The 22,354-nt window shown below is 45.4% G+C and carries 19 protein-coding genes; 11 read left to right on the top strand and 8 right to left on the bottom strand.

Annotated elements, in window-relative coordinates; genetic code table 11:
- Positions 1-2: 2 nt before the first annotated feature.
- From RBI_RS08910 to fabD, 4 genes are all read right to left on the bottom strand, one after another.
- Positions 3-851 carry a shikimate dehydrogenase family protein gene (locus RBI_RS08910; RefSeq protein ID WP_022288134.1) on the bottom strand — a complete coding sequence of 283 codons (849 nt, stop codon included), beginning with the start codon at positions 849-851 and terminating at the stop codon, positions 3-5.
- A gap of 166 nt (positions 852-1,017) precedes the next feature.
- Positions 1,018-1,497: a deoxycytidylate deaminase gene (locus tag RBI_RS08905; RefSeq protein WP_022288133.1), complete on the bottom strand. Its 480-nt coding sequence runs from the start codon at positions 1,495-1,497 to the stop codon at positions 1,018-1,020.
- An 18-nt stretch (positions 1,498-1,515) separates the two neighbouring features.
- Positions 1,516-2,043: a hypothetical protein gene (locus tag RBI_RS08900; protein ID WP_038672439.1), complete on the bottom strand. Its 528-nt coding sequence runs from the start codon at positions 2,041-2,043 to the stop codon at positions 1,516-1,518.
- An 18-nt stretch (positions 2,044-2,061) separates the two neighbouring features.
- Entirely contained in the window at positions 2,062-2,985 is a 924-nt protein-coding gene (gene fabD / locus RBI_RS08895; RefSeq protein ID WP_038672437.1) for an ACP S-malonyltransferase, read from the bottom strand.
- A 413-nt stretch (positions 2,986-3,398) separates the two neighbouring features.
- Between fabD and RBI_RS08890 the strand changes: the two genes are divergently transcribed.
- From RBI_RS08890 to RBI_RS08840, 11 genes are all read left to right on the top strand, one after another.
- Complete coding sequence (locus RBI_RS08890) at positions 3,399-4,406, top strand: beta-ketoacyl-ACP synthase III (RefSeq protein ID WP_038672435.1); 1,008 nt, start codon at positions 3,399-3,401, stop codon at positions 4,404-4,406.
- A 90-nt stretch (positions 4,407-4,496) separates the two neighbouring features.
- Positions 4,497-5,435, top strand: coding sequence for an enoyl-[acyl-carrier-protein] reductase FabK (gene fabK / locus RBI_RS08885; RefSeq protein WP_038672433.1), 939 nt, complete (start codon positions 4,497-4,499; stop codon positions 5,433-5,435).
- An 18-nt stretch (positions 5,436-5,453) separates the two neighbouring features.
- Positions 5,454-6,188 carry a 3-oxoacyl-[acyl-carrier-protein] reductase gene (gene fabG / locus RBI_RS08880; protein WP_038672431.1) on the top strand — a complete coding sequence of 245 codons (735 nt, stop codon included), beginning with the start codon at positions 5,454-5,456 and terminating at the stop codon, positions 6,186-6,188.
- A 91-nt stretch (positions 6,189-6,279) separates the two neighbouring features.
- Positions 6,280-7,512 (top strand): beta-ketoacyl-ACP synthase II, encoded by a 1,233-nt coding sequence (fabF, locus tag RBI_RS08875; protein ID WP_038672428.1) that lies wholly within the window; start codon positions 6,280-6,282, stop codon positions 7,510-7,512.
- Positions 7,513-7,527: 15 nt separating this feature from the next.
- Positions 7,528-8,004: an acetyl-CoA carboxylase biotin carboxyl carrier protein gene (gene accB / locus RBI_RS08870; RefSeq protein WP_038672426.1), complete on the top strand. Its 477-nt coding sequence runs from the start codon at positions 7,528-7,530 to the stop codon at positions 8,002-8,004.
- A 20-nt stretch (positions 8,005-8,024) separates the two neighbouring features.
- Entirely contained in the window at positions 8,025-8,456 is a 432-nt protein-coding gene (fabZ, locus tag RBI_RS08865; RefSeq protein ID WP_022288125.1) for a 3-hydroxyacyl-ACP dehydratase FabZ, read from the top strand.
- Between the two features lie 38 nt (positions 8,457-8,494).
- Positions 8,495-9,865, top strand: coding sequence for an acetyl-CoA carboxylase biotin carboxylase subunit (locus RBI_RS08860; RefSeq protein WP_038672424.1), 1,371 nt, complete (start codon positions 8,495-8,497; stop codon positions 9,863-9,865).
- Complete coding sequence (gene accD, locus RBI_RS08855) at positions 9,865-10,743, top strand: acetyl-CoA carboxylase, carboxyltransferase subunit beta (protein WP_038672422.1); 879 nt, start codon at positions 9,865-9,867, stop codon at positions 10,741-10,743. The genes RBI_RS08860 and accD overlap by 1 nt, the downstream gene beginning before the upstream one ends.
- Complete coding sequence (locus tag RBI_RS08850) at positions 10,736-11,551, top strand: acetyl-CoA carboxylase carboxyltransferase subunit alpha (protein ID WP_038672420.1); 816 nt, start codon at positions 10,736-10,738, stop codon at positions 11,549-11,551. Before accD ends, RBI_RS08850 begins: the two co-directional genes overlap by 8 nt.
- 110 nt (positions 11,552-11,661) lie before the next feature.
- Positions 11,662-11,895, top strand: coding sequence for an acyl carrier protein (gene acpP, locus RBI_RS08845; RefSeq protein ID WP_038672418.1), 234 nt, complete (start codon positions 11,662-11,664; stop codon positions 11,893-11,895).
- A gap of 175 nt (positions 11,896-12,070) precedes the next feature.
- Positions 12,071-12,475, top strand: a complete 405-nt coding sequence (locus tag RBI_RS08840) for a bis(5'-nucleosyl)-tetraphosphatase (RefSeq protein ID WP_038673405.1) — start codon at positions 12,071-12,073, stop codon at positions 12,473-12,475.
- A gap of 610 nt (positions 12,476-13,085) precedes the next feature.
- Here RBI_RS08840 and RBI_RS08835 read toward each other — a convergent pair.
- The 4 genes from RBI_RS08835 to RBI_RS08825 form a co-directional block, all read right to left on the bottom strand.
- On the bottom strand, positions 13,086-14,579 hold the full coding sequence (locus tag RBI_RS08835) for a sodium:solute symporter family protein (RefSeq protein ID WP_051706825.1): 1,494 nt from the start codon (positions 14,577-14,579) through the stop codon (positions 13,086-13,088).
- A gap of 247 nt (positions 14,580-14,826) precedes the next feature.
- Complete coding sequence (locus RBI_RS14630) at positions 14,827-14,925, bottom strand: DUF3789 domain-containing protein (protein WP_148303593.1); 99 nt, start codon at positions 14,923-14,925, stop codon at positions 14,827-14,829.
- Between the two features lie 80 nt (positions 14,926-15,005).
- Positions 15,006-16,154, bottom strand: coding sequence for an SLC13 family permease (locus tag RBI_RS08830; RefSeq protein WP_038672416.1), 1,149 nt, complete (start codon positions 16,152-16,154; stop codon positions 15,006-15,008).
- A 368-nt stretch (positions 16,155-16,522) separates the two neighbouring features.
- Positions 16,523-22,291, bottom strand: a complete 5,769-nt coding sequence (locus RBI_RS08825) for a DUF3320 domain-containing protein (RefSeq protein WP_038672414.1) — start codon at positions 22,289-22,291, stop codon at positions 16,523-16,525.
- Positions 22,292-22,354: the final 63 nt, after the last annotated feature.

Genomic DNA, 22,354 nt, shown 5'->3' with positions numbered 1-22,354 from the left:
TTTTACTTAAAATCCTTCTCCACAGCGATCTCCATTTCGTCTATGATAGATTGAACTTCCTCGTCTGTGTATTCGTCGCCGTCCCATATCTCGTGAGCGGAAACCGCCTGCCAAACTAGCATTGCCATGCCTCCGACAGCGTTCTTGCCCATAGCCTTGGCTTTCTGCATGAGCAAAGTCTCACGAGGGTTGTATATAACGTCAAATACCGCACCGCTCGCCTTTATAACTTCATCAGGAACAGGGCAGGCGTTTGTCTTAGGATACATTCCCACAGGGCAAGCGTTCATAAGCAGCTCGTAGTGAACGTCGGTCGGTATCTCAGTGTTTAGAACAATAGTTATCCTAGCGTCAGACTTCATAGCCTTTATTTCTTTCTCTACCTGCTTAGCCAAAGGCATATCGCTCTCCAGTACCGCAATGTAAAGGTCAGCCCCGGCAAGAGCCGCCTCAATTGCCATCATTCTGCCTACTCCGCCGCAGCCTATGAGCAGTATCTTTCCTGTGAAGTCGATATTCATTGCACGAACAGTTCTGAGAAAACCGTCGCAGTCAGTGTTGTAGCCAACGTGCCTGCCGTTTTTGTTGTCAACGCAGTTTACAGAGTGATAACGCTTTGCCGACTGGTCAAGCTCATCAGTGTAGTCGATAATGCCTATCTTGTGTGGAATAGTGATGTTGTAGCCGTTAAGAGAATTAAGATACTCCGCCTTGTCTTTAAGCTCCTCAGGCTTTACCTCCAGTATCTCGTACTCGTATTCACGGTTTTTTAGTTCAAAAAGCCTGGCGTGAATAGGAGGCGACATAGTGTGTTTAAGCGTTTCTCCAAGTATAGCGTATTTTCTTGACATTTTACATTCCTTCTTTATAAAAAATTTCCGCATATTAATAATGTATATCTGTAGGGGCAACTTGCAATTTATTGCACAAATCTTAATAACCGCACAATGTACAGTAGGGGCGAACAGTGTTCGCCCGCATTGTCGCCTGAAACTGTTTCGGCAGGATAATTGCCTTTTACAGCCTTATAGTTATCTCACGGTTAGTAGGTATATACCTGCGTATCTTTACCCCCGTCAGCTCAAACATTTTCTTAGAAGCCTTAACTCCGTCAGTGTCGGCATATTTGTCCTCCCAGTAAACGACTTCCTTTATGCCGCTTTGAATGATAGCCTTTGCACATTCGTTGCATGGAAAAAGTGAAACATATATCTTGGCATTCTGTAAGCTTCCTGCCGCATGGTTGAGAATGGCGTTAAGTTCGGCATGACACACAAATGGATATTTCGTGTCAAGAAACTCTCCGTTCCTGTCCCACGGCATCTCATCATCAGAACACCCGGTAGGCATACCGTTGTAGCCTACTGACAATATCTTGTTGTCCTGAGAAACTATGCAAGCCCCTACCTGCGTGTGAGAATCCTTGCTCCTCTGTGCAGATAGCAGTGAAATGCCCATAAAATATTCGTCCCATGATATGTAGTCATTGCGTTTCATTTTATACACCGCCTTTTATCAGGTATCTTCATCATCAATGTCTGATATGCTCAGCATTGTCACCTTGCCGTCATCATCAAAAAAGAAAGTCGCCCAAAAGCCCCTCTTCTTGTATTTCCATGCGTCTGCGTCAGGACTGTCAGGCTCTCCGAAAACTTTTTTGACTTCCGTCTTGTCATCACCGCATTTTACCCCTGCAATGCTCATTCCCTTTTTATCGGAACTGCTTTGCGCCGCACTTATCTGACGTATCTTCGACTTCCTGTCAATATTGTCAACACTGTCCGCTTCTACCTTAACAGTGCCTATTATACTGCCGTCCTGCATAAGCGCCACCGAGAATATCCCCTTGCCGTTTGAGTTCCCCGAAAAAGGATAATCCAGCGTGTATTCATATTCCTCGCCAATATCGTCCAGAGTGCATGGTATCTGTATATCCTTGCCGTTTATCTTTATCTTCCACGCACATTTTCCACAGGCACTCAGACAAACAAGCATTGCCACCGCCAATGCCAACAGCAAAGCCCTTTTCATAGCCTTTTTCATTTTTCTCCCCTCGATATTTTAGCTCAGAGAAGCAAGAGCCTTTTCCATTGTGGCATTGTTCTCAATGTTCACAGCGTTCTTGCCCTTGAGAGTTTTCTTTACAAGACCCGTAAGCACCTTGTTAGGACCAAGCTCGATAAAGTTTTCATAGCCTGCCTTTTCCATTTCTGCAAGCTCAGAAGTGAACTTAACTGGTGAAACGATGTGCTTGGCAAGCATATCAGGCATAGCAGAAAAGTCCTCAAGCTTTGTTCCAAGAACGTTTGAGTAGAAATCAACGTTTGCAGTCTTGAACTCAACTGTCTTTGCAGTTTCAACAAATTCATCAGCCGCACTCTGCATGAGCTTTGAGTGGAAAGCAGACGCAACATTGAGCTTTATAGCCTTTTTCTTCATCTCCGCAAACTTTGCCGCAGCCGCCTCGCAAGCCTCTGTGTCACCAGCGATAACTGTCTGAACGGCTGAGTTGTAGTTTACAGGAACAACATAGCCCTCTGTTTCCTCGCATATCTTCTCGACCTCTTCAGCAGGCAGACCGATTATAGCATACATTGAGCCACTGTTAGCCTCTGCGGCTTTCTGCATTGCAGCCGCTCTCGCCTTGATGAGCTTGAAGCCGTCCTCCATAGTTACAACACCTGCGGCTACCATAGCAGCATATTCGCCCAGTGAGTGACCTGCTACGCCGTCAAATGTGATGCCCTCAGCCTTTGCGGCTTCAAAAGCGGCAAGCGAGCAAGCCATTATAGCAGGCTGTGAGTTCACTGTCTTGTTAAGCTCAGTGTCAGGGCCGTCGAATGTTACTGCTCTCAGGTCATATCCCAGCACCTTTTCCGCTGTGTCGAAAACCGCATTTGCAGCATCATACTTTTCGCAAAGCTCCTTAGCCATTCCTACATACTGTGAGCCCTGACCTGAAAACAAAAAAATATTTTTTGACATAAAATTTTACTCCTTTGTGGTTAAATTTATACATAGCCGCCTGATAATATCAAAGCCGCCTTATCTCATATCTGTAAATTTCTGAAAGTTATCTACGCTCAATTATTGTTTTATGATTTAATTTTTGCAAGATATTTTCAAAAATAGACACATAATATTAACTAACGCCCTAAAACTTGTGAAAAATTCTCTAAATGTTTAAATTCATCAAGAGTTGTTCATAATTTGTTATTGACGTATCTAAAAAAACAGTTTATAATTATAATGTTATGATATGTGTTATATAGTTAAAAAATTAACTAATTATATTTTGATATAATATATTTTGATTTGCTCCATAGGAACAAGAACATTATAGCACAAATTGCGGAAATATACAATATATAATATAGAATTTTCAGGAGGAAAAATCAGTGGGAAGTAAAGTAACAGGCGTAAAGATCAAGGGCATAGGCAAATATGTGCCTGAAATGGTCGCAACAAACGAGGATTTCACAAAGATCGTTGAAACAAGCGACGAGTGGATAACTCAGAGAACAGGCATCAAGCAAAGACACATCACAAATGGCGAGCCTACATACTATCTTGGAGCAATGGCGGCAAAGGCTGCAATGGCTGACGCAGGAGTAAAGGCAGAGGATATCGACCTTATTATTGCCACAACAGTAACAGGGGATTATTTCACTCCGTCACTTTCCTGCCTTATCCAGAGAGAGATAGGCGCGATAGGCTGTATCGCATTTGACCTTAACGCTGCTTGTGCAGGCTTTGTTTACGGCTTTGATACCGCAAAGAGATATCTCCAGACAGGAGATGGAATAAAGACCGTTCTCTTGGTGGCTTCTGAGGAGCTTTCAAAATTCGTTGACTATACCGACCGTTCTTCCTGCGTGCTTTTCGGTGACGGCGCAGCCGCTTTCGTCCTTGAAACAGCAGAGGATACTACATATTCAAGCTTCCTTGGCGCAGACGGAAACGGTGCAAAGTATCTTGCTTCCCGTGCTTTGAAGTCTGAGAACGCTTTCAGAACTAATAGCGAGGAATTTGATATGGATATGCCTGAAACAAAGGATTATTTCTTCAAGCAGGACGGCAAAGAGGTCTATAAGTTTGCCACAAAGGCACTTCCAAATGCAGTTGAGCAGGCTTGTGCAAAGATCGAAATTTCCCCTGATGACCTTGATTGGATAGTGCCGCATCAGGCAAATATAAGAATAATCGAAACTGCCGCAAAGCACCTTGGCGTTTCAATGGACAAGTTCCCGGTATATATCGACCGCTACGGCAACACATCTTCCGCATCTATCCCTATCGCATTTTGCGACGCAGTTGCAGAAGGCAGGATAAAAAGAGGCGACAAGGTTTGTCTTGTAGGCTTCGGCGGTGGACTTACTTATGGTGCGGCTGTTTTCGAGTATTGATAATAAATATACAGTTTATATTCGGTACATAATAAATTGTTATTATGTATTATGGCATAAAATTTGCTTTTGACAATAAGGAGAACTACTATGACTACTACAAAGACAAGAATAACTGAACTTTTGGGTATAAAATACCCTATCTTTCAGGGCGGTATGGCTTGGATAGCTGAGCATACTCTCGCTTCCGCAGTTTCAAACGCAGGCGGACTTGGCATAATCGCAGGCGGCTCTGCACCTATCGACTACCTGAGAGATCAGATAAGACAGACAAAGGCGGCTGTAAACGGAAAGCCTTTCGGCGTTAATATCATGCTCATGAGTCCTAATGCCGATGACCTCGCTCAGCTCGTTATAGACGAGGGCGTACCTGTCGTAACAACAGGTGCAGGCAACCCAGGCAAGTATATGGCTGCATGGAAAGAAGCAGGCATAAAGGTGATACCTGTCGTTCCGTCAGTTGCTCTTGCAAAGAGAATGGAAAGAGCAGGCGCTGACGCTGTTATTGCAGAGGGAACAGAGTCAGGCGGACATATCGGTGAGAACACAACCATGTGTCTTGTACCACAGGTAGTTGACGCAGTTGAGATACCTGTTATCGCCGCAGGCGGAATAGCAGACGGAAGAGGAATAGCCGCTTCATTCATGCTTGGCGCAGAGGGCGTACAGCTCGGCACACGTTTCCTTGCCGCAGAGGAGTGTCAGATAAATCCTGTTTATAAGGAACTTGTTGTAAAGGCTAAGGATACAGACAGTATCGTAACAGGCAGATATACAGGTCACCCATGCAGAAACGTTAAGACAAAGTTCTCAAAGAAGCTTGCAAGCGGCGAAGCAAACGGCACTATCACACCTGAGGAGTTCGAGGAGATAACCCTCGGTTCACTGAGAAAAGCCGTTCAGGACGGCAACATTGAGGAGGGTTCTTTCCTCTGCGGAGCTATCGCAGGCATGGTAAAGAAGATCGAGCCTGCAAAGGATATGATAGAGGAAATGTTCACAGAAGCAGAAAAGCTTCTCGGCAAGTAAAAGACGGAGGAAGATAAAATGGCAACAGCATTGATAACAGGTTCCGCAAGAGGAATAGGTGCAGCAATAGCACTCAGACTTGCAAAGGACGGCTATAATATTGCTCTCAACGATATCTCTGAGGCAATGTTTGAAGATAACGATATAATGGATAAGATAAAGGCAGAGGGCGTAGAGTGTGAAAAGTTCATCTGCGACGTTTCAAGCTATGCACAGGTAGAGGAAACAGTTAAGGCAGTAAAGGCTCGTTTTGGCACTATCGACGTTCTCGTAAACAACGCAGGAATTACTCGTGACGGTCTTATGGCTCGTATGAGCGAGGAGCAGTACGATATGGTAGTTGCTGTAAATCAGAAGAGCGTGTTCAATATGTCAAAATTTGTGGGCAGCGTTATGATGCGACAGAAGTCAGGCAAGATAATAAATCTTGCGTCAGTTGCAGGACTTTACGGCAACCCTGGACAGATAAACTATTCCGCAACAAAGGCGGCTATCGTCGGCATGACAAAGACAGTTGCAAAGGAGCTTGGCTCAAGAGGTATCACCTGCAATGCAGTTGCCCCCGGATTTATCAAGACCCCTATGACAGACAAGCTCACAGACGCTCAGAAGCAGGCTATGATAAATCAGATAGCAATGAAGCGTTACGGCGAAGTTGACGAGATAGCAGGCGTTGTATCCTTCCTTGCTTCCAAGGACGCAAGCTACGTTACAGGACAGGTAATAGAAATAAGCGGCGGACTTATGATGTAGTCACTCACCGTGACGGACATCTTACGCCATGTAAATTTGTTTTACGGAATGTAGATTTGATATGTTTTAAATGATACTAAGGAGTGTTTAAATGAGAAGAGTTGTTATCACAGGTATGGGTACAGTAAACCCTCTTGGAAAAAACGTAGAAGAGTTCTGGGAGAACATCAAGGCTAACAAGAACGGTCTTTCATATGTTGACCAGTTCGATACTGAGAATTTCCCTGTAAAGATAGTCGGAGCTGTCAAGGATTTTGACTGCACTGAGTATATAGATAAAAAAGAAGCAAAGAGAATGGATAGATTTACTCAGTTCGCTGTTTGCTCTGCAAAGCAGGCTCTTAAAATGGCTGGCTCTGATTTCAAGGACGTTGATCCATTTAAGGCTGGCGTTATAATCGGTGTTGGTATCGGTGGTCTTAACATGACCGAAAAGGAAGTAACAAAGTTCAACGAAAAGCCTGATAAGGTATCAGTTTTCTTTATCCCTATGATGATAGGCAATATGGCGGCTGGTACTGTTGCAATGCATACAGGCTTTAAGGGCGATAATTTCTGTACCACCACAGCTTGCGCTTCGGGTACTCACGCTATCGGCGAAGCTTTCAGAAAAATAAAGGACGGCTATCTTGACGTTTGCCTTTGCGGTGGCTCAGAGGCTTGTATCTCTCATTTCGCACTCAGCGGCTTCAACAATATGAAGGCTCTCTCAAAGGCAACAGAGCTTGACAAGGCTTCAACTCCATTCGACCTGAACAGACAGGGCTTTGTCCTTGGCGAGGGTGCAGGCATACTTTGCCTTGAGGAGTATGAGCACGCTAAAGCAAGAGGTGCAAACATCATAGCTGAAATAGCAGGCTATGGCGCAACAGGCGACGCTTATCACATGACAAGCCCATCACCAACAGGCGAGGCTGCCGCTCATGCAATGAAGTATGCCTATGAAGAAGCAGGTCTGAAGCCTGAGCAGGTGAACTACATCAACGCTCACGGCACATCAACAGGTCTTAACGATAAGTATGAAACAACAGCTATCAAGCTTGCTCTTGGCGAAGAAGCCGCAAGAAAGACGGTCATAAACTCCACAAAGTCTATGACAGGTCACCTTCTTGGTGCGGCAGGCGGCATGGAAGCTATCGTTACTGCACTTTCTGTACAGAACGACTTTGTTCATAAGACAATAAACTACACCACTCCTGACCCTGAGTGCGACCTTGACTACTGCGTTGAGGGCAACAGAGAAATGCCTGTCTATGCAGCACTTTCAAACTCTCTGGGCTTTGGCGGACATAACGCTACTATCTGTATCAAGAAGTGCGACTAATAAGGAGAAACTGATATGAGCGAAAAAATTTATGGCCAGTTTGACCTTGAAACAATAGAGAAGCTTGCCGATATCGTGAAGAATAAAGACCTCGGTGAGATAACAATAGCTGACGGCGACAAGGTGATAACAGTAAAGGGCAAGAAATGCCCTCCTCCTGCACCAATGGGAATGCCTATGCCAATGGCTGTAGGCACAGCTTTACCTGCTGCCCAGACAGCACCAGAAGCGTCGGCAACATCAGCGCCGGTAACAGGCGGCAAGGCAGTTAAAGCCCCTATCGTGGGAACATTCTATGCCGCTCCGTCACCTGATTCAAAGCCGTTCGTAAGCGTTGGCGACAAGATAAAGAAGGGCGACACTATCTTCATTATCGAGTCCATGAAGGTAATGAGCGAAGTACAGAGCGAATTTGACGGCGTGGTAAGAGAGATATGCGTAAACAGCGGCGACGCTGTTGAGTTCGATCAGACCATAATGATACTTGACTAAACTGATTTGGAGGAAAGACAATGGCAGTTGTTTTGAATAAAGAGCAGATCATGGAAATAATCCCTCACCGTGACCCTTTTCTGCTTATCGACGAGGTAAACGAGCTTGAAGTGGGCAAGCGTGTAAAGGCTACAAAGTATATAAAGGCTGAGGACTTTTGGTTCAAGGGACATTTTCCGAACTATCCTGTTACCCCGGGTGTACTTATGGTAGAGATGTGTGCGCAGGCAGGTGCAGTTGCACTGCTTTCACTTCCTGAGAACAAGGGCAAGATAGGTCTGTTCGGCGGCATAAACAACTGTAAGTTCCGTCAGCAGGTAGTGCCTGGTGATAAGCTGGATATCGAGGTGGAGATAATCAAAGTCAAGGGTCCTATCGGCGTTGGAAAGGCACTTGCTTCTGTAAACGGCAAGAAGGCTGTTTCCGCTGAGATAACTTTTGCGATAAAGTAAGGTATCTCTTATTCTAGTCATAATTAGTGAGGCATAATATGTTCAAAAAAGTATTGATAGCGAACAGAGGCGAGATCGCTGTCCGCATTATAAGAGCCTGCCGAGAGCTTGGCATACATACTGTTGCGGTATATTCCACCGCTGACAGAAACGCTCTCCACGCTCAGATAGCAGACGAAGCCGTTTGCATAGGTCCTGCACCAAGCAAGGACAGTTATCTTAATGTCAGGGCGATAATCTCCGCCTGCGAGATAACAGGTGCAGACGCTATCCATCCGGGCTTTGGCTTTCTGTCTGAAAATCCGTCCTTTGCAAGAATGTGCGAAAAGTGCGGCATAACTTTCATAGGACCAAGAGCCGAGTCTATTGAAATGCTTGGCGATAAAGCGCAGGCAAAGGAAACAATGAAAGAAGCAGGCGTGCCTGTTATAATGGGTTCAGACGGTGCTATCTCAAATATCCATGCAGCCCATACGCTGGCAAGAGATCTTGGCTACCCTGTTATGGTAAAGGCTTCAGCAGGCGGCGGAGGACGTGGCATAAGGATCGTTCACTCCGACGACGAGCTTGAAGCGCAGATGACCGCCGCAAAGCAGGAAGCTCTTGCCTGCTTCGGCAATGACGAGATCTATATCGAGAAATTCATAGAAGACCCTAAGCATATCGAGATACAGATACTTGCGGATAATTACGGCGACGTTATCTATCTGGGCGAGCGTGACTGCTCCATGCAGAGAAGAAATCAGAAAGTCCTCGAGGAAGCCCCTTCCCCTGCAAGCTTTATGAATGAGGAGCTTCGTGCGAAAATGGGCAAAGCCGCTTGTACAGCCGCTAAGGTCTGCGGCTATAGGAACGCAGGCACTATTGAGTTCCTCGTGGATAAAAACGGCGAGTTCTATTTCATGGAAATGAACACCCGTATACAGGTGGAACACCCTATCACAGAGGCCGTCACAGGCGTTGACCTTGTAAAGCAACAGCTCCTTATCGCATCAGGACAGAGATTGTCTATAAAGCAGGAGGATATAAAGCTGACAGGTCATGCAATAGAGTGCCGTATAAATGCGGAAAATCCGCTTCTTGATTTCAGACCGTCACCGGGCAGGATAAAGTCGCTCTTTATCCCCGGAGGACCAGGAATAAGAGTAGATACCGCAGTTTATCAGGGCTATGAGATACCGCCTTATTACGATTCCATGATAGGCAAGCTCATAGTTCACGGTAAGAATAGAGAAGAAGCTATTGCAAAAATGACATGGGCGCTGTCTGAGTTTATCGTGGACGGCGTTGCAACCAATGTTGATTTCCAGCTTAAGCTTATAAGACGCCCGGAGTTTTTAGAGGGCAATTACGATAACGGTTTTCTTAACCGTACCGACATTTTGGCAGATGAGAGGAGTAAGGAATAATGCTTGAAGATCTGTTTTCTGTCGTTAAAGTAAGATTTAACGGCGATAAGGCGGACGATGACAAGAAAAAGACCGATATCCCAAAGGGTCTGCTTTTCAAGTGTCCAAGATGCAGAAACGTCACTTTTATGGAGGAGTTTCAGGCAAACGGCAAGGTTTGTCCTCACTGTAACTATCATTCAAGACTTACTGCAAAAGAACGTCTTGATATCACCATAGATAAGGGTAGCTTTGAGGAATTTGATAAGGATATGGTATCAAAAAATCCTATAGATTTCCCTGACTATGAAGCAAAACAGCAGGCTTTGAGAGAAAAGACCGGTCTTAAAGACGCTGTTATCACAGGAAAGGCTGCTATAAGAGGCGAGAAGATAGTTATAATCGTTATGGATTCCAACTATATGATGGCTTCCATGGGCAGTGTTGTGGGCGAAAAGATAACACGAGCTATCGAATACGCCACCTCAAATAAGCTCCCTGTTATCGCATTCACAGCCTCAGGCGGAGCAAGAATGCAGGAGGGTATAGTTTCCCTTATGCAAATGGCGAAAACAAGCGGTGCTGTGGCCAGACATAACCAAGCAGGTCTGCTTTATATCGCAGTTATGACCGACCCTACCACGGGCGGTGTAACAGCTTCCTTTGCGTCACTGGGCGATATCATAATCGCAGAGCCAAAGGTGCTTATCGGATTTGCAGGCAGACGTGTCATAGAGGGTACTATCAAGCAGAAGCTTCCTGACGATTTTCAGTCTGCCGAGTTCATGCTTGAAAACGGCTTTGTTGATATGATAGTTGAGCGAAAGAAAATGAGAAGAGTTCTCGCTCATATACTCAGACTTCATAAGCCAGCAAAGGAGGTGTCCTCAAATGAGTGAGCTGACAGCTTGTCAAAGACTTGATATAATCAGACACAAGGGCAGACCGACTGCCAAGGACTATATCCCTCTTATATTCGACGATTTCTTTGAGATGCACGGCGACAGACTTTTTGGTGATGACGGTGCTGTTATGGGCGGTATAGCCTATTTTAAGGGTATACCTGTTACAGTTATCGCAGAGGTAAAGGGCAGAGATCTTGCAGAAAATCAGAAGTGCAATTTCGGTATGCCACACCCGGAGGGCTATAGAAAGGCTCTCAGGCTTGCAAGGCAGGCTGAGAAGTTTCATAGACCTGTTATATGCCTTGTTGATACAGCAGGCGCATTCTGCGGCGTAGAAGCTGAGAAGCGTGGTCAGGGCGAAGCGATAGCCAAAAACATCATGGAGTTCATGACCCTCAAGACTCCTGTTATCTCCATAATACTCGGAGAAGGCGGCTCGGGAGGAGCGCTGGCTCTGGCTGTGTGCGACGAGCTTGCAATGCTTGAAAACGCTATCTATTCGGTAATATCACCGAGAGGCTTTGCAAGTATCCTGTGGAAGGATTCCACAAGAGAGCGTGAAGCCTGCGATATAATGAAGATAACCGCCGAGGATCTTACAAGACTTGGCGTGTGCGACCATATAATTTCCGAAGCCGACGGCGGCGCACATAACGACCCACAGCTCACTGCGGAGAATATCTCTAACTATATCGAGGGCGCTTTGAAAAGAAAATTGCAAAAAGGTCTTGACGAATTGCTTGAGGGGCGGTATAATAAGTTTAGAACTGTGGGCGAGTTTGAGGAAAGTTCGCAGGAATGAGTTTTTTTGATGATCATGCCGAATGATTTGCCGACTTATGAGCGGCGGCGGCTGACATAAATGCTGCGCTGAGCGGCAGACCCAGTAAAGTACAGAATGGAGGTAAAGTAATGGTATTTGATAAGATCAAGGACATTATCGTAGAGCAGCTCGACGTTGAAGAGGACGCAGTAACTATGGAGGCTTCTATCACAGAGGATCTCGGCGCTGACTCACTGGACGTAGTTGACCTTGTAATGAGCATCGAGGAGAGCTTTGATGTAGAGATCCCTGATGAAGAGGTCGAGAACATCAAGACTGTTGGCGATATCGTTAAGTATATCGAGAACAAGGTCGAGGAATAATCTTTGACTGTTTCAAAAAGCTGTGCTTTTGCACGGCTTTTTTTATTTTACCTGATTTGTGGAATATGCACAAAATGGGAGTATATTTATTAAAGGGTATAGACAAATGAGGGCTGTTGTGATATAATTAAATCAATGAGTAAATATTGGGGCTAAGCTCCGGAAAGGAAAAATGATGCTGCATGAAAAATCCTGCGGTGCTATCGTTTACAGAAAGTATCACGGCAACACCGAGATACTGCTGATAAAGCATATCAACAGCGGTCATTGGTCATTCCCAAAGGGTCACGTTGAGGGCAATGAAACAGAGGAAGAAACTGCCAAGCGTGAGATCATGGAGGAAACGGGGATAGACGTAAATCTTGATACCACGTTTCGGGAGATAGTGTCCTATTCACCAAGGAAGGACACGCAGAAGATCGTTGTCTACTTTATCGGCAAAGCAAAGAACACCGACTACACTCCTCAGGAAGAGGAGATCTCAGACATACGCTGGGTCGAGATCGGCAGGGCAGGACAGGTCCTGTCTTACGAAAACGACCGCAGTATTGTAAACAAGGCGAAGAAATTTATAATCTGAAAAGAGTTCCATAAAATGCGTTCAGGTGTTGAACGGTGTTTTATGGAACTTTTTGCTGTCTGTATACACATTAATAATGTGGACCCCAAAAAGTTAGTTCAGGTAGGAAAACGGGCGAACACTGTTCGCCCCTACAGTGGATATTATACAAAATTCATGTGGTCAATTTGTGCAAACAAATGATTTATGATTTAATTTGGCAATAATCCATTAATTGTTGCATTTTTTATGCAACAAAAAGAGCATTTTTCAGGGATAAGTAGAAGGCGTCTTAGATACTTGCGGGCACGTACAAGCCCTGTGACTTAGTGAATACGATGAGAGATTCTGGAACAGGCTGTAGAGTACTTGTATCAGGACGTGGGCGTGCATTGTGATATTTTGTGTATACAAAACCTAGGGCATAATACCCAGTGTCATACTCCGAATGCAACTTGAAAATTGAATAAAAAAGGCTAAAACCCACGGCAACAAAATCGTAGGGGCGAACACCGTTCGCCCGCTTGTTTTGTCGTTTCGCTCACTATATCATTTGCATTATCCGCACAAAAAAACAGGAACGAACAAAGTCCGTCCCTGTCTACATTTCAAGTATGTAAGCGATGTGAGATCATATCTCGCTGTCATTATAACACTCGAACACCTTTTCAGCATGAGCCTTGTCAGTGTCGCTCTGCCTTGTGATAAGGCTAACGATAGGTACAAGAACAAGTCCGAAAAGCATTGCAAATGCGCCTGCGTTGATAGGCGAGGCAAGGTTTATGCCCCAAAGTGTTCCTGTGTGACCTGCAAGGGTGTAGTATGCCATGTGTATCACTGTTATGCCTACTCCTGCGATAAAACTTGCCATGCAAGCCGCCTTTGTTACGCCCTTCCAGAAAAGTCCGTACATAAACGGCGCAAGAAATGCTCCTGCAAGTGCGCCCCATGATATAGACATGAGAGTTGAAATTACTGTCTGTGGATTTTCAAGAGTGATTATTGCAAGCACAACTGAGATGATAAGAAATACGGCAATGAAAATTCTCATTGTGATAAGCTGTTTTTTCTCGTCCATTTTTTCTTTCATTATCGGCTTGATAAGGTCGATAGTCAAAGTGGAGCTTGATGTAAGCACAAGCGATGAAAGTGTTGACATTGAAGCCGAAAGCACAAGAACGATAACAAGTCCGAAAAGCAGTGAAGGGAGCTTTTCCATCATAGTCGGAACTATTCCGTCAAAACCGCCCTCAGGAAGTCCGTCAGCGCTATTGACAAAAAGTCTGCCGAAGCCACCAAGGAAGTAACAGCCGCCTGCTACCACAACTGCAAAGAATGTGGATACGATGGTGCCTGTTTTGATAGCCTTGTCGTCTTTTATTGCGTAGAATTTCTGCACCATTTGTGGAAGTCCCCATGTGCCGAGAGAGGTAAGAATAACAACGCCTGCAAGGTTTATAGGGTCAGGGCCGAATAGTGACGAATATGCACCCTTGTCGCCATTTGCGTCAGAAATATCACCAAGCAGGTCAAGAGAATTTCCAAGGCCACCGTTTTCACCAAGCACTGCAAGAACTACCGCCGCAATGCCTACAAGCATTACTATTCCCTGAATAAAATCGTTCAGTGCTGTAGCCTTGTAGCCACCCATGATAACATACACCGCAGTGAAAACTGCCATGCCGATTATACAATATTTGTAAGGAATGCCAAAGCCCTTCTCAAAAAGTCTTGACAAGCCGTTGTAGACCGAAGCCGTATAAGGGATAAGAAATACGAACACGATAAGTGCCGAAACTATCTTCAAAGGCTTGCTGTTGTATCTCTTTTCAAAATACTCAGGCATGGTCTTTGCCTCAAGGTGCTTTGACATTATCCTTGTACGTCTGCCTAAAACTTTCCATGCAAGCCATGAGCCTATGACGGCGTTTCCGATTCCTACCCATGTGGAAGCCACACCGTAATTCCAGCCGAATTTTCCTGCGTAGCCTACAAAAATTACTGCCGAGAAGTATGAAGTTCCGTATGCAAAGGCTGTGAACCATGCTCCAAGACCTCGTCCTCCCAGTACAAAATCATTGACGCTTGCCGATTTTCTGCGGTAATAAACACCTATGCCTATCATAAGTGCAAGGTATAATACCAATACTATCCACCTTGCTGTCAATCCAATACACTCCTTTTACTTCATATGTCGCTTTAAAGCTTTTATGCTTTTGCGTTTTTACTTGCTAAAGTACAATGATACTATTATAGTACAAAGCGGAGTATTTGTCAATACGGACAGGCATAAAAAAAGCCACCGCAAAGGGAGATTTTGCGGCAGCTTTTTTGGTAAAAATCACGAAGTTTACCTGTGTAAAACATCATCGTTAATCATGACGGTCGCTTTCGCCTGCGGTGATACAAAGGCACATTGTCACAACGCCCACAAAACCGCCTACCAGCGTTCCTGCAAAAAATTCAAGCATAAAAACACCTCCTGCGGATAGTGTGGGCATTTAGCGAAACTGTTATGCAGATAAAGTGGGCAGGGTATAGAAAACTTATTTCAGTATGCGATCTTTACAGTCAGAGCCATTACAGCGAGAAAAGCGATATTTGCGGCTGTGAAATATGTGAAATATCTGCCTTTGATATGGGGGTGGCTGCGGCATATCTGCTTGTAGGATATAAGGCTTGCCATGGAGGCGATAAGAGTGCCAAGGCCGCCTATGTTCGTTCCTATTATAAGTGCGTTCAGCTTGTTGGTGAAGCCTGAAAGGAGTATAGCGCATGGAACGTTGCTTATTATCTGACTTGCGGCAACGGCAATAAAAAGCTCGTGACCGTTTATTATGCTGCTGAGTACACTGCGGAAAATCTCTACTCTGCCCATATTTCCGATAAAGATGAAAAATCCGCAGAATGTAAGAAGCAGTGAGTAATCAACTGTTTTAAGCACGTTTCTGTCAGCAATGGCAGAGAAAGCAAGTGCGCAGAGGGTTGTTATCTGCCATGGGATAAGCCTTGCAACTGTAAGCAGGCAAAGGACAAAAAGTAGGACGTATCCTGAAAGCTTTGTCTTGTCTTTAGTCGAATATGTATCGAAGTTTTCAGCAGTTATATCTGTCTTGACAGACAGCTTTCCTGATTTTTTACACACTGCAAGCGTCCACAGAAAAAGCATCGCTCCTGCCACAATAGTAAAGGGAAGCATAAGTACAAGAAAATCTTCCAGCTTCATATCTGATACACCAAAAAGGTATAGATTCTGAGGATTGCCTATAGGCGTGAGCATACTGCCAAGATTTGCGGCAATGGTCTGCAGAACGACGATGGGTATGAGAAGCTTGTTGCCTGATTCACCGAGAGTTGAGAGGGCGGTGAGAGTGAGGGGAACAAAGGTCAGAAGTGAAACGTCATTTGTTATGAACATACTTGAAAAGAAGCAAAGCCCCACAAGCACTATGGAAAGCTGAAATGCGGTATTGACTTTGCTTATGATAAATTTTGCACTGCGTTCAAAAATGCCAAGACCTTTGCAGCCCTCGGTCACTGTCATAAGAGAGAACAGAAGTCCAAGTGTTCTGAAGTCGATATAACTTGCATATGCTTTGTCAGGTGTGACCAAAAATGCAGATATAACGGCTAAGAGCATTGCCACTATCAGGACGGTTTCTTTTTTAGCAAAAGTGATCGCTTTGTTTATGTTTTTCATTTTATCATTTCCTGTCGTTTATTCATATGATAAAATTATATCATGAAAATGATATTATTACAAGATTTTGAGCTGCTTTAAGAAAAAACTTGACAAGTTTAAATAACCATGTTATGAAAGAGAAAAAGAAAAGTTCTTTTGCAGTTCTTGAAATGGTGTTTTATATCACTGCGCTAATGTGTTCTCACAAGGCAGCGTTCAGGGTGCAGGCTAACATGAGAGTGAGCCTGAGGCGCTTAAAAAGACTAACGGTATTTACAAGCACATGGTTGAGATGCAGCTTTGCTCGGAGAAATGGAAATATTGATATGAATAGAAACCACCGCTGGGAGGAAAGCTCTCGGCGGTGGTTTTGGTTTGTTTGCGTATTATTTTGCGGAGATGTTTCCGCTTTCTGATTTTTTGATAAGACCTGCGGTGAGAGCTTTTTTCAGGGTGTAGCTTATTACGCTCTCCGTTATGCCCACAGCTCTTGTGTAGCCGAATTTCTTGGCTGTTTCTCTTACGAGGTCGGTTTCTGAAAGGCTTATCTGCTGGCAAAGCACTTCTTTCACGGCGTTTATTATCTCCTCGGAGGGGATATCCTCCATGCTTCGCTTGTTGGTATCATCGCTTGTGCGATAGATAGAATAGCTTTCAGGGGATTGCCCCTCTTTCCAAAGGAAAACTCTGTTTTCATCGGCTGTGGCGAATGGTGAAACGCCTTGTGCGGCATCGGCAAAGATGCTTTCCACTCTTGAGCCGCTTCGTGTTATGCCCCATGCGGTGAAAACTTTTCTCATGAAAAGCTTCTCGCTTATTGGTGCTTCGGCAGCGATTATCTTTTCGGCTGTTTCCCTTATTTTCTGCTCGTTTTCGGGTTGGTAAAAGTCATCAGATGTACCCATTATGCCAATATCTGCGGCCACATAGGGCTGTGCAAAGGCTGATGTGAGGGCGGAAGCTTCTTCTTTTTCAAACTGCGATGTGGAATAGACGGCAGGCTTTGAGGAGGGAGCGGTTTCGGCTTCATGCTTTGGTGCGCTGTCTATGGCGGCTTTTATGTTTCCCAGAACTCGGTCCTTATCGTCAAACCAATCGAGCGTCCACACTCTCAGGATATTCCAGCCAAGACCGTTAAGTACGCTTGGCTGTAGGATAAATCTATCCTGTGCGGTTGAGCTGTGGAGAGTGTTTTCACCATCAAGGAGTATGCCCAAGAGATACTCCTTTTCGTTGTCAGGGTCGATTATGCCGATATCAACTTTGAACTCGGAGCTTCCGATGTTGCATTTCACCCCATAGCCAAGCTCTTTTATGGCTTTTGCGATACACTCTGTTACCGTGCTGTCGCTTGTGCTTTTTGTGGTGCTGTGGGCTGTTACGGCAAGCTTTCCACGCTCGGCAAACTCCAGAAAGCCTTTAAGTCCTGCAACGCCCTCGGATCGTGTTCTTGAAAGGTCTATCTGCTCAGGACGGAGGACAGAGTAGACTATCATGGCTTTTCTTGCACGGGATATTGCTACATTAAGTCTTCGCCAGCCGCCGTCACGGTTGAGAGGGCCGAAGTTCATTGAAACCTGTCCCTTTTCGTCAGGACCATAGCCGACGGAGAAGAGTATAACGTCACGTTCGTCGCCCTGAACGTTTTCAAGGTTTTTAATGAAGACCGGCTCTGGTGACTTTCTGTCAAGTTCTTCAAGCTCAGGGTGGTTTGCCCACTCTTCACAGAGCATATCGTCAATGAGATTTTGCTGAACGGAGCTGAATGTTACAACACCTATGCCGTCATTGCGGAGCTTTTCATCGCTCATTCGTCTTATTATCTCGTCAACAACGGCTCTTGCTTCCGCCTTGTTCTGCTTTGTTCTGCCCTTGTCATAGTGACCCTCGGGGTGGATAATGCTCACCTTTGAAATGAGGTCGTTATGGGACGGGAATGTGAGAAGCTTATTGTCATAGTATTTCATGTTGCTGTAGGCAATAAGGCTCTCGTGGCGTGAACGATAATGCCATTTGAGATACTGCTGCGGCATGGAGATAGCAAGGCAATCGTCAAGGAGGCTTTCAAGGTCTTCTTTTTCGCTGTTTTCTTCGTCTATCCGATTTGAGGAGAAGAAGTTTGTTGGTGGGAGCTGTTTAGGGTCGCCCACAATAACAACGTTCTCGCCCCTTGCGATAGTGCCTGCGGCTTCGGCTGTTGGCAGCTGTGAAGCTTCGTCAAAGATAACAAGGTCGAATTTCGGGAATGACGGGTCTATATACTGTGCAACTGATATGGGGCTCATGAGCATACAAGGGCAGAGCTTGCGGAGAAGATTTGGTATCTTATCGAAAAGGCTTCTAAGTGACATCATTCTGCCGTTGCTCTTTATGGCACGTTTGAGTATGCCCATTTCAGAGGTGGAAGCGCAGGCTGAGCCTTGGGCAGGTATTTTTGCGGAAAGACGAGCCAAAAGCTCCTGTATAGTCAGGCGTGAGAATTTATCGAGAGTGTCTTTGAACTGTGTGATAAGGTCGTTTGCACTGTTACTGCTGAACTGGCTAAGACGTTTATCGCTGTTTATTATCATAAGTGCAAGCTGATAATTTAGCGTGCAGGAGAATGCTTTTTCTACGTTTTCGCTGTCAACATTGCCTGTGCGGTAGCTTTCGCTGACACCTGAAAGTCCGTTGTCTGAAAGCTCTTTGTCAACGCTGTTGAACTGGGCGGCGTATCTAAGCTTATCGGCGTTTTCGGCATAGGTATTAAGCTTTTCTGCAGATAAGCCAAGCCAATCTGCACTTGCTTCTATGGCGGTCATGTTGGCTGAGAAGCTGTCCTCAAAGGCTGAAAGCTTTTCAAGGAACGAGGAGAGAGCCTGCCCTTCAGAAGTGCAGTTTGCTTTTCCGATAGTCTGAGCCATTTGTGCAGGGTCAGCACCCGCTTTCTGCTTAATGGCATTCATAATGCTGTCGGTTTTTGAAACGGCTTTTTCAAGGACATTCCAATCGGTCTGCTCGTTCATGTAAATACCTGTGAGAAGCGCTGTTACATCTGACGGCAGGCTTCGCAGGAAGTCTTTCTTTTCGCTTATGGTGCAAAGCTTATCGAGAATTTCACCAAGGTTTGCTTTTGTAACGGAAGCAGGGTCTTTGGCGTGGAGCTTTATTCCCTTTGTGAGCTTTCCAAGCTTTATGGCTTTTGGCAAAAACCAGCTTTGCTCTGCCTGCTTATAGAGCATTTTCGATTCTGACGCAGGAAAGTCAAAAATGCTTTTTTCAAAATGGCTGAGGATATCGGTGCAGAGAGCGGTATACTCTTTTCCTATGGCAAGAGTATCTTTGATCTTTTGCAGGGTGATATCATAGTGAGGTGCGCAGAGAAGTCCGTCAAGAAGTTCACCGTCAGCGGTGGAAGCTTTGTATATGTGGGAAAGCATTTTTACTGCTGTCTTGTCAAGGTCGCCGCTGTAGCTATAAGCCTGTGCGAGAGTTTGTGCGCACTGAGAGGAAGCGGTGGCTTTTTGGGCAAGGTCGGCGGCTTCAGTGTGGAACTTGTCACGCTGTTCCATAGAATATGATGTAATGCCGATATCTTTAAGTGGGAAGTCGGCAAAGTCGCCTGTTTCGGCTATGGCTATTGAATATCTATGCACAAGGTCGCTGAAGCGGTCGAGAGTTTCTTTTGCCAGGTTTGCGAAGATATCTTTTGAAACTGATATTTTGCCTTTTTCGGATATACTGCGCTCATAGGCTGATATAGCTTCATAAAGGGTCACACCACAGTTACGCTTTTCGTGAAGTGCGGTTATGGTATCGTTGAGCTGGGCTTTCTGAGCTTTGAGCCTTGCGGCTTCGGCTGAATACTCCTCGGGAGATTTTATTTTGCCCACTTCAAGGGCTTTGTCAAGCTCTGCAAGGACAGTGGTCTTGTTTGTTTTATTGGAGTGGAGTTCAAGGCAGAACGGGTCAAGTCCTAGGTTTGCAAGACGTTTCTGCACCACGTTGAGGGCTGCCATTTTTTCTGCAACGAACAGCACGCTTTTATCATTATAGAGTGCGTTTGCTATCATATTTGTGATAGTCTGAGATTTTCCTGTTCCCGGAGGGCCGTGGAGGACAAAGCTTTGTCCACTTCCTGCTGCGGCAATGGCGGCAAGCTGTGAGGAGTCTGCGCTCATCGGCACTGCCATGTTTTCAAGGTCAAGGTCGGAATCTATATTCTCAGGGGTTATGCTTATATCCTCGGGGGCATAGGTGAGAGAACCAGCCATAAGGCTGGACACCACCTTGTTTTGGCTTATCTCCTCTGATCGGTTGCGAAGGTCGTTCCACATTACGAACTGGCTGAACGAGAACAGACCGATAAAGGCATATTCCTCGATGTTCCAACGCTTTTTGCCCATGACCGCCTGACGGATAGTATTGAAAACAAGGGGCAGGTCAATGCCATGTTCGTCAAGTGGGAGAGGGTCAAGACCTGTGATACTGATGCCATGGTCTTGGCGGAGATATTCAAGAAGTGTGACGTTTATCTGAGTTTCTTCCTGTCTGCTCCTTATTATATAGCCCTTATTGCGTGTGTTGCGGACGATATCTATCGGTATGAGCACGAGAGGTGCATAGCGTGGCTTTTCGGAAAGGTCGCTTTCATACCAGCGGAGAAGTCCCAATGCGAGGAAAAGGGTGTTGCTGCCGTTTTCCTCCATGCTCACCTTTGCGGAGCGGTAGAGGCTTTTAAGGGCAGAGTCAAGGTCAGTTTCGCTGAGGAAAGTTCTTATGCGGTTGTTTTTGAACTCGTTCTCGGCGATATTTGTCACAAGGTCCTTTTCGTTCTCGATAGCGAATATTTTTGCGTCACGAGTGGAAACTGTCCACTCGGTAGGTATTTCCATGATACGGAAGTCACTTCCGCTTGCAAGCTCGTCCTCAAGCTTTCCAAGGTCGGCGGTCATAAGCTGCATGGTGTTCTTTGTGACACGGAAGTTCAAAAGAGAATTTCGCAGGCTGAAATCAAGGAGCTTTCTTTCCCATATGCGCATTTTTGTGACGGGCTTATCGTTGCCCTCTGCCACTTTGCCAAGAAGCGAGCTGTTAAGCTCGGAGGGGGCGAGAATCTCTTTTGGCTTGTCGGATCCTTCTGCAAGCTGCAGACCTGAATAGGTTTGCTCGGGACGCAGTGGGATAGGTCTTATGCCACTTCCACGGGTGCGGATAATGTCTATGACGCATTGAAATTCCATGTTGCTTATATGGTCTTTGCCGTGTTTCATGGCATGGTCGAAACGCTCGACATCGTGGACGTTGCTGTCAACAAAGTCTGTACACTCCACAAGGAGCATTTCTTCGGCATTTTCTGCAATGCGCTTTTCAATGGCGGAAACATCGTCAACGCAACAATCTGCGAAAGTTTCGTTTTCAAGCCAACAGCCGCAGAATGCGTGACCTGTCATGAAAAACAGCAGAGGGTGAAGTCCCACCGCTTCAAGGCAGGCGGCATAAAGCACCGCAAGGTCAAGACAAGTGCCCATTTTTTGCTCCAAGACCTTATGCGGCAGGCGTATCCTCTGACCTATGACCTCATAGCTTGCAGGGGGATCGTTGTAGACTATTTTCTGCTGGACGAGGGCGGCAAAAATTGCTGCCATTTGAAGCTTCACGTTGTTTGGGTTGTTGGTCTGATAGCCTGTGAAAGAGGGGTCGCCTTTCCACTTTTTCAGGAACGTGGAAGCGTCATGAATAACTGGGGAGAGCGCAGGGTGATTTGGCGTAACAAATGCGGCTATCATCTCAGGCATTATGTTCAAACCGCTCCACTGATCGCAGGCGAGAATCTCTATAGTGTTCTGATAGGTGAAGATATTTTCACCATTTTGAAGCACCTCAATGGTGATATTGCCCACCATTTTTTCTGTAAGAGAGAAAAGAAGATCTGTGTTGGTAGATATCCTCACGGGGGATATCTCGGCAGAACTTTTTGCGGGGATAGAGCCGATATGATATGTAAATTCCTTTGCAAACTCAGGCTCAAAGGTTATTTTAAGGCTGATATTCTCAAGGGCTTCCTCTGAGTTGTTATTTACTACAAGGCTTCTTATGACAGGGACATAGTTTTGCTGCATGGCAAAGTTTATAGATGCGTTTATGTGTCCGCCGACAGTGACGATATTATCCACTTTTACCCCTCCGACAATAATTTTTTAATAAGGAACACCGAACAAGAAGCGTGCGGTGCAGTC

The sequence above is a fragment of the Ruminococcus bicirculans (ex Wegman et al. 2014) genome (assembly GCF_000723465.1).
In the GTDB taxonomy this organism is placed as follows: Bacteria; Bacillota; Clostridia; order Oscillospirales; family Ruminococcaceae; genus Hominimerdicola; species Hominimerdicola aceti.
This window is presented reverse-complemented; position numbering and strand designations above follow the sequence as displayed.

Coding starts and splice junctions, on each gene's coding strand:
- RBI_RS08850 (WP_038672420.1), top strand. CDS start 10,736: ATGAGTGAGCTGACAGCTTGTCAAAGACTTGATATAATCAGACACAAG.
- fabF (WP_038672428.1), top strand. CDS start 6,280: ATGAGAAGAGTTGTTATCACAGGTATGGGTACAGTAAACCCTCTTGGA.
- accB (WP_038672426.1), top strand. CDS start 7,528: ATGAGCGAAAAAATTTATGGCCAGTTTGACCTTGAAACAATAGAGAAG.
- accD (WP_038672422.1), top strand. CDS start 9,865: ATGCTTGAAGATCTGTTTTCTGTCGTTAAAGTAAGATTTAACGGCGAT.
- RBI_RS08830 (WP_038672416.1), bottom strand. CDS start 16,154: ATGAAAAACATAAACAAAGCGATCACTTTTGCTAAAAAAGAAACCGTC.
- RBI_RS14630 (WP_148303593.1), bottom strand. CDS start 14,925: ATGCTTGAATTTTTTGCAGGAACGCTGGTAGGCGGTTTTGTGGGCGTT.
- RBI_RS08835 (WP_051706825.1), bottom strand. CDS start 14,579: ATGATAGGCATAGGTGTTTATTACCGCAGAAAATCGGCAAGCGTCAAT.
- RBI_RS08840 (WP_038673405.1), top strand. CDS start 12,071: ATGCTGCATGAAAAATCCTGCGGTGCTATCGTTTACAGAAAGTATCAC.
- fabZ (WP_022288125.1), top strand. CDS start 8,025: ATGGCAGTTGTTTTGAATAAAGAGCAGATCATGGAAATAATCCCTCAC.
- RBI_RS08900 (WP_038672439.1), bottom strand. CDS start 2,043: ATGAAAAAGGCTATGAAAAGGGCTTTGCTGTTGGCATTGGCGGTGGCA.
- acpP (WP_038672418.1), top strand. CDS start 11,662: ATGGTATTTGATAAGATCAAGGACATTATCGTAGAGCAGCTCGACGTT.
- fabD (WP_038672437.1), bottom strand. CDS start 2,985: ATGTCAAAAAATATTTTTTTGTTTTCAGGTCAGGGCTCACAGTATGTA.
- fabG (WP_038672431.1), top strand. CDS start 5,454: ATGGCAACAGCATTGATAACAGGTTCCGCAAGAGGAATAGGTGCAGCA.
- RBI_RS08910 (WP_022288134.1), bottom strand. CDS start 851: ATGTCAAGAAAATACGCTATACTTGGAGAAACGCTTAAACACACTATG.
- RBI_RS08860 (WP_038672424.1), top strand. CDS start 8,495: ATGTTCAAAAAAGTATTGATAGCGAACAGAGGCGAGATCGCTGTCCGC.
- RBI_RS08905 (WP_022288133.1), bottom strand. CDS start 1,497: ATGAAACGCAATGACTACATATCATGGGACGAATATTTTATGGGCATT.
- fabK (WP_038672433.1), top strand. CDS start 4,497: ATGACTACTACAAAGACAAGAATAACTGAACTTTTGGGTATAAAATAC.